This is a genomic window from Streptomyces sp. UNOC14_S4 (assembly GCF_020740835.1).
Lineage (GTDB): Bacteria > Actinomycetota > Actinomycetes > Streptomycetales > Streptomycetaceae > Streptomyces.
Genome location: NZ_JAINFC010000474.1, coordinates 1 through 5,839, shown reverse-complemented (window position 1 = coordinate 5,839; position 5,839 = coordinate 1). Strand labels below are relative to the sequence as shown.

Sequence of the window (5,839 nt, the reverse complement as noted above, 5' to 3'; positions counted from 1 at the left end):
CCCCCACCCTCCTCCTCCGGGAAAGCGATCGCCCCGACACCATCCTCACCGTATCGTCGGCCTCACTCCGCACCCTGCTTCACAGAATCAAGGCCGACACCCTATGCCGCACGCGCCCGACGACTTCGTCATACGCCCCCTGGACCTAGCCGACCCCCAAACCGCCCACGCAGCGCACTGCATAACCAAAGCCGCCTATGCCATAGAAGCGAAGCTCATCGACTTCGACGGCATCCCGGCTCTCCACGAGACCCTGGCGGGGATGCGCGCGCACCCGCTCACCTGGCTGGGCGTGCTGACCCCCGACGGGCAACTCGCCGCGTTCGTCGCCTACGACCGCACCACCGACCCGGTGGAAATCGACAGGGTCTGCGTGGACCCCGCATGGTTCCGCCACGGCCTGGCGAGCAGGCTGCTCGGCCACCTCATGGACGAGCTCCTCCCGGCGAAAGACCTGACCGTCTCCACCGGCGCGGCGAACGAACCGGCCATAGCCCTCTACAAGCGCCTCGGGTTCGCCCGGACCCAGGACTTCTCCCCGGCCCCCGGCCTCACCATGGCCAGTTTCGAACTTCGCCGTCCCTGAGGCACGCGGCCATTCGGGGGAAAAGACGCGGAACAACGGCGCGGGCATCGTGGACAACAAGACGGACTCGATCGCCCGACTGTTCCGGGACGACAGCTGCACCGTCCTCCAGGACACTCTCCTCCCGAACGGCAGCGGTGCCTACGGAGGAGCCACCGTGCCGCATTCGGTCCAGTTCAGCCACCCGTAAAGCAGTCGTCCTCACCCGTCCGGACGCGAGCGGTTGCCGAAGGACACGAACCGCACCACGGTGATCATCAAAGGAGGCCACGTCCACCGAAGGTGATCCCGTCGTGCGAGTGAGCAGGTATAAATCCCCCTACGTGGCACTGGCCGCCGATGAGAATGTCGGGCGGCCGGTTCTCCCGTTCCCGTCAGGCTGGTTCTGCGTAGGGCTGTCCCGGGACTGGAAACCCGGAGCACTCCGCACGTGCCGATTCTTCGGCTCCGATGTGGTGGTGTACCGAACGGCGTCCGGCATGCTCCGGGTGACCCGTCCCCATTGCCCGCACCTGGGTGCCCACCTGGGTGCGGGCGGCACCGTGGACGGGGAATTCCTGGTGTGCCCGCTGCACCGTTTCGCGTTCGGCGCCGACGGTGCCTGTGCCCGTACCCCGTACGGCGCACCGCCGCGCGCCGCGCTGGAACTGCTGCCCGCGCGCGAGCAGTACGGAATCGTCTGGGTGTGGCATTCCGTCGACGGCTCCCGGCCGACGTGGGAACTTCCGGAGCTGCCGGAGGCCACCCACCCGCGCACGGTGCACGGGAAGGAGCTGGCGGGCCATCCGCAGGACGTGATGGAAACCGTCATCGACCACCGGCGCCTGGTCGAACTGCACGGTCTCAGCTCCGTCGAGACGCTGTCGCCCCCGAAAGCGGTCGGCCCGTTCGGCTCGGTGACCTATCGCATCGGGCGCGAGCTCTCCCGGATTTCCACGGTCCAGGAGGTCGAGGTGAAATTCCTGGGCCTCGGAGGCGCGCTCTTCCTGATCGATCTGCCCCGCCTGCGGGTCGCCCAATGGCTGCTGGCCACGCCGGTCGCCTCGGGCCGGCTGCAGTACCGGGCGGCGGCGAGCGTCGTCACCGATCTCGCCCCGCGTCTGCCGGTACCCGTACGCCGGGTCCTGGAAAAGGCGTTGAGTTTCAGCGCGAACCGCTGGCATGTGTACGACGCCCGGGCGACCCTGCCCGTCCTGCACCACAAGGCGTACGTGCCCGAACCGAAACTCACTGCCACCGACGCGCCCATCGGCGCGTACCGCCGCTGGGCGCGGCAGTTCTATCCCAAGGGCGCCGTGGAACTGGAAGACGACCCGGTCATGTGAGCCGCGACGCCGTCGGCGAATCGCCGCACGGCTCGGGGTTCGGTCTGGAGAAACAGATAGGGCTCGATGAGCTCCACCTCCATGACCACCGGATTCCCGGCATCGTCCAAAGCCAGGTCCACCCGGGCGAAGAGCAACGCGTCCCCTCCCGGAACCGCCGCCAGGGCGGCCCGAGCGGTACGCGTCTCCGCCTCCGTCGGGCGGTAGGGCGTGACGCCCGGGTGCGGGTCCCGGGAGCTGTCGGCCAGCCCTGCCTCGGTCAGCACCGGGCCTTTCAGGATCGCGTGGCTGAATTCCCCGGAGAGGAAGATCAGCGCACGCTCCCCTTCCTCGACGCGCCGGAGGTACGGCTGCACGATCACCGCGCGCCCTGTGTCGAGCAGCATGCGCGCGTGCCGCAACGCGTCGGCTTCCTGGCCGGGCTCGTAACGCGCGGTGTCACGGGCTCCCCCGGAAACGGCGGGCTTGACCACGACGCCGCCCGCCGCGGCGAAGTCCGCCGCTCCGCATTCCTGGCCGGGCTCGACGACCCGCGTCGGCACGACGGGAACTCCGTGCCGGGCGAGTTCCAGCAGATACCGCTTGTCGCTGTTCCACCGCACGACGGGAGCGGGATTCCACAGCCGGGTCAGACAGGCGGTCGCATCAGCCCAGGCGAGGAATTCACCGGGGCGAAGCACGTAATCCCACGCCGACCGGATGACGGCAAGCTCGAACCGCTCCCACGCGACGGTCCCGTCATCCCAGATCACGGGCTCAGCATCCATACCGCGAGCACGAAGCGCCTCGACGACGAGCGGCAACTCGTCATCGTGCTCGACCCCGAACCCACTGCTGACCACGGCAACCTTGACCCCGCTCATGCGTTCCCCCAGGAGAGCACCTACTTTGCCGACAGGATAGGCGCGCCCCGTCAGGGGCGCGGGGAACTGCGCGACCAGCCACAACGGACGCGCAGCCGCCCACCGAGCTCACGAGGCAGCCCGGTAGGCGCCGCGCAGCGACCCGCAGCCGCGCACGCAGCGCAAAACGCACCCCAATAGGCGCACCCGGCGGCCTAAACAGGCCGCCGCCCACTCACAATCCCCCACCGGAGGTGCGCGGCCCGCGCCGCCGCCGTCCACAGCGGCAGGTTCTCCAGCAGACCGTCGACGTACCGCGCGCTGATGACCTCGCGCAGTTCCTTCTCCCGCCGGGTCGTCTCCTCCGTCAACCGCACATAGTGCGTGATCAATTCACCACTGTGCTCGTCGAATTCGATGCCTTCGAGACCGAGTTCGCCGAGCCGCCGCAGATAGAAGGACATCGTCGCCAGCGCCGACACCCCGAGCCGGGAGACCGCCGGATAGAGCACGTCTTCCGGAACGTCTTCCGCGGCGGCGATGTCCGTGAAGGCCAGCGCGCCGCCCGGCCTGAGCACCCGGACCGCCTCTCCCAGTGCCTTCGCCCGGTCGTCACTGTGGCAGAGCGCCTCCAGCGAGCAAACGGCGTCGAATGTCCCGTCCTCGAAAGGGACTTCGTGGAAGGAGCCGGTGACAACCTCGATCAGTTCGCCCAGTCCCCGTTCGGTGTTCGTGCGCCGGTGCCGCTCGTTCTGCGTCGCGCTCAGGTTCAGCGCGACGACGCGGCAGCCGAAGCGGGACGCGAGATGGCGGGCGGTGCCCCCGTACCCCGAGCCGAGGTCGAGCACGGACGCCCCGGGCGCGAGGACGCCCTCGAAGCGGTCGGCCAGCCGGTCGACGGTGCGTCGTGACGCGGCCGCGATCGGCTCGTTCGCGTCGGTGTAGATGCCGGTGTGGATGTCCTCGCCGCCCCACACCGTGTCGTAGAAGGCGTCGACATCGCCCGATTCGTAGTAGCGGCGCGTCGCGTCCTCGTTGTTGCCCGGTGTGGCGGTGACGTCGTTCTGCATACGGCTCCCTCACTCGCTCCTCTGCGGACCCATCAGTCCCTCCGGTTCCACCCTCACCACCAGAACACCAGCAGGCACAGGGACAAACCGGCCAAGCCGACGGCTCGAACCAGGTTATCCACAGCTGGAATTGGATGCTCTTGCCGAAGGACCCCGGCGCGTACAGGCTGGAGATCAGCACCCGAACGCCTGCACCCGAACGCCTGCACGTGGCACCGGTTCACGGCACCCGTCCGGGGCGCTCGTCCACGACACTCGCCCGCCCGAGCCCGGAAGACACCCGGGTCCGGAAAACCCCCAGGCCCGGAAGAACGGAAGGACGCCCGCATGAGCGCGCCAGTCGTCACCACCACCTCCGGTCGAGTCCGCGGCGAGGAGGCCGACAAGGTCATCCGCTTCCGCGCGATCCCGTACGCCGCGGCCCCCGTCGGCGCGCTCCGCTTCGCCGCCCCGGCCCCGGCGCCGGCCTGGGCAGGGATACGGGACGCCACCCGGCCCGGCCCGACCGCCCCGCAAGGCCCCAGGCGCCTCGTCCCCGGGCTGGACATAGCGTCGATCTTGGGCACGGGCTGGGTTCCCGGCCCGGAGTATCTGACCGTCGATGTCTGGTCGCCCGACACCGGCACCACGGGCCTGCCCGTCATGGTGTTCATCCACGGCGGCGGCTTCCTCGCCGGTTCGGGCTCGGCGCCGGCGTACGACGGGACGCGGTTCGCCCAGTCGGGCGTCGTCCTGGTGACGATCAACTACCGCGTCGGCGCGGAGGGTTTCCTGCCCGTCCCCGGCGGCGAGACGAACATCGGCCTGCGCGACCAGATAGCGGCCCTGCGCTGGGTGCGCGCCAACGCGGCCGCGTTCGGCGGCGACCCCGACAAGGTCACCGTCTTCGGTGAGTCGGCCGGGGCGATGAGCATCTCGTGCCTGCTGGGCTCCCCGCTCGCGGCGGGGCTGTTCCATCGCGCGATCATCGAGAGCGGGCACACCGAGATGGTCCGGCCGGAGGCACAGGCGACGCTGCTCACGAACCACCTGGCCAAGGCGTTGGGCATCCCCGCCGATGCCGATGGCTTCCGCTCCACGACCACCGAGGAGCTCGTCGCCGCCCAGCAGGCGCTCCAGCTCCCGGGCAACTGCCCCGACCTCCGCGACCCCTTCGGCCATGAACAGGCCTACGGGATCACCCCGTTCCTGCCCGTCGTCTGCGACGAGGTCCTGCCCAGGCACCCCGGCACCGCGATCGCACGGGGCGCGGGCGCCGACATCGACGTGGTCGTCGGCACCTGCCGCGAGGAGATGAACCTCTATATGGCCTCCGGCGCCGTCGACTCCTTCGACGAGCAGTCGGCCGTCACCCAGCTGTCCGCCTACCACCCGGACGCGGCGGCGGTCCTGGACGCCCACGGGCTGGGCACGGACGGCCGCCACCCCGGCACCGTGCTGGTCGACACCCTGACCGACCTGGTCTTCCGCATACCCGCCCGCCGCCTCGCCACCGGCCACGCGGGCCGCACGTACCTCTACGAGTTCGCCTGGCGCTCCCCCGCCTGCGACGGCCGCCTCGGCGCCTGCCACGGCCTGGAGCTCCCGTTCGTCTTCGACACCCTCCCCACCGCGACCGGCCCCCAGGGCCTCGCGGGCGAGCACCCGCCGCAGTCGATAGCCGACCACCTCCACAGTGCCTGGACGGACTTCGCCACCACCGGTGACCCGGGCTGGCCCCGGTACGGGGAGGACCGCCTGCTCCTCCATGTGGACACCGCGCCCTCCATGCGCCCGGACGACACGCCCCTCCCGTAGGGGGCTCGTCGCCTGCTGGTTCGGGCCACGGGGTGCGCCTGCTGGGGTGCCTCTCGCGCTCCACGCGCGGCTACAGGTGGGCGAAGGCTGGTCGCCTGCCACGGCCTGGAGCTCCCGTTCGTCTTCGACACCCTCCCCACCGCGACCGGCCCCCAGGGCCTCGCGGGCGAGCACCCGCCGCAGTCGATAGCCGACCACCTCCACAGTGCCTGGACGGAC

6 protein-coding genes are annotated in these 5,839 nt (G+C 70.3%); 4 read left to right on the top strand and 2 right to left on the bottom strand.

Features of this window, described 5'->3' with window-relative positions:
* Positions 1-103 precede the first annotated feature (103 nt).
* The 3 genes from K6I34_RS29870 (at position 104) to K6I34_RS29860 (ending at position 1,911) form a co-directional block, all read left to right on the top strand.
* Entirely contained in the window at positions 104-586 is a 483-nt protein-coding gene (locus tag K6I34_RS29870) for an N-acetyltransferase (RefSeq protein ID WP_229330645.1), read from the top strand.
* Between the two features lie 49 nt (positions 587-635).
* Positions 636-776 carry a hypothetical protein gene (locus tag K6I34_RS29865; RefSeq protein WP_229330643.1) on the top strand — a complete coding sequence of 47 codons (141 nt, stop codon included), beginning with the start codon at positions 636-638 and terminating at the stop codon, positions 774-776.
* Positions 777-879: 103 nt separating this feature from the next.
* Positions 880-1,911 (top strand): Rieske 2Fe-2S domain-containing protein, encoded by a 1,032-nt coding sequence (locus K6I34_RS29860; protein ID WP_308294074.1) that lies wholly within the window; start codon positions 880-882, stop codon positions 1,909-1,911.
* Here K6I34_RS29860 and K6I34_RS29855 read toward each other — a convergent pair.
* Both K6I34_RS29855 and K6I34_RS29850 read right to left on the bottom strand, forming a co-directional pair.
* Positions 1,866-2,774, bottom strand: coding sequence for a RimK family alpha-L-glutamate ligase (locus tag K6I34_RS29855; protein ID WP_229330641.1), 909 nt, complete (start codon positions 2,772-2,774; stop codon positions 1,866-1,868). The two genes, K6I34_RS29860 and K6I34_RS29855, sit on opposite strands and share 46 nt — an antisense overlap.
* Positions 2,775-2,968: 194 nt before the next feature.
* Positions 2,969-3,823 (bottom strand): cyclopropane-fatty-acyl-phospholipid synthase family protein, encoded by an 855-nt coding sequence (locus tag K6I34_RS29850; protein ID WP_229330639.1) that lies wholly within the window; start codon positions 3,821-3,823, stop codon positions 2,969-2,971.
* Between the two features lie 327 nt (positions 3,824-4,150).
* On the opposite strand from K6I34_RS29850, the gene K6I34_RS29845 reads away from it, so the two are divergent.
* Complete coding sequence (locus K6I34_RS29845) at positions 4,151-5,620, top strand: carboxylesterase/lipase family protein (RefSeq protein ID WP_229330637.1); 1,470 nt, start codon at positions 4,151-4,153, stop codon at positions 5,618-5,620.
* Positions 5,621-5,839 lie beyond the last annotated feature (219 nt).

What these genes read in the sequence shown, in the direction of transcription:
- K6I34_RS29870 (WP_229330645.1), top strand. Translation starts at nt 104, where the DNA reads ATGCCGCACGCGCCCGACGACTTCGTCATACGCCCCCTGGACCTAGCC.
- K6I34_RS29855 (WP_229330641.1), bottom strand. Translation starts at nt 2,774, where the DNA reads ATGAGCGGGGTCAAGGTTGCCGTGGTCAGCAGTGGGTTCGGGGTCGAG.
- K6I34_RS29850 (WP_229330639.1), bottom strand. Translation starts at nt 3,823, where the DNA reads ATGCAGAACGACGTCACCGCCACACCGGGCAACAACGAGGACGCGACG.
- K6I34_RS29845 (WP_229330637.1), top strand. Translation starts at nt 4,151, where the DNA reads ATGAGCGCGCCAGTCGTCACCACCACCTCCGGTCGAGTCCGCGGCGAG.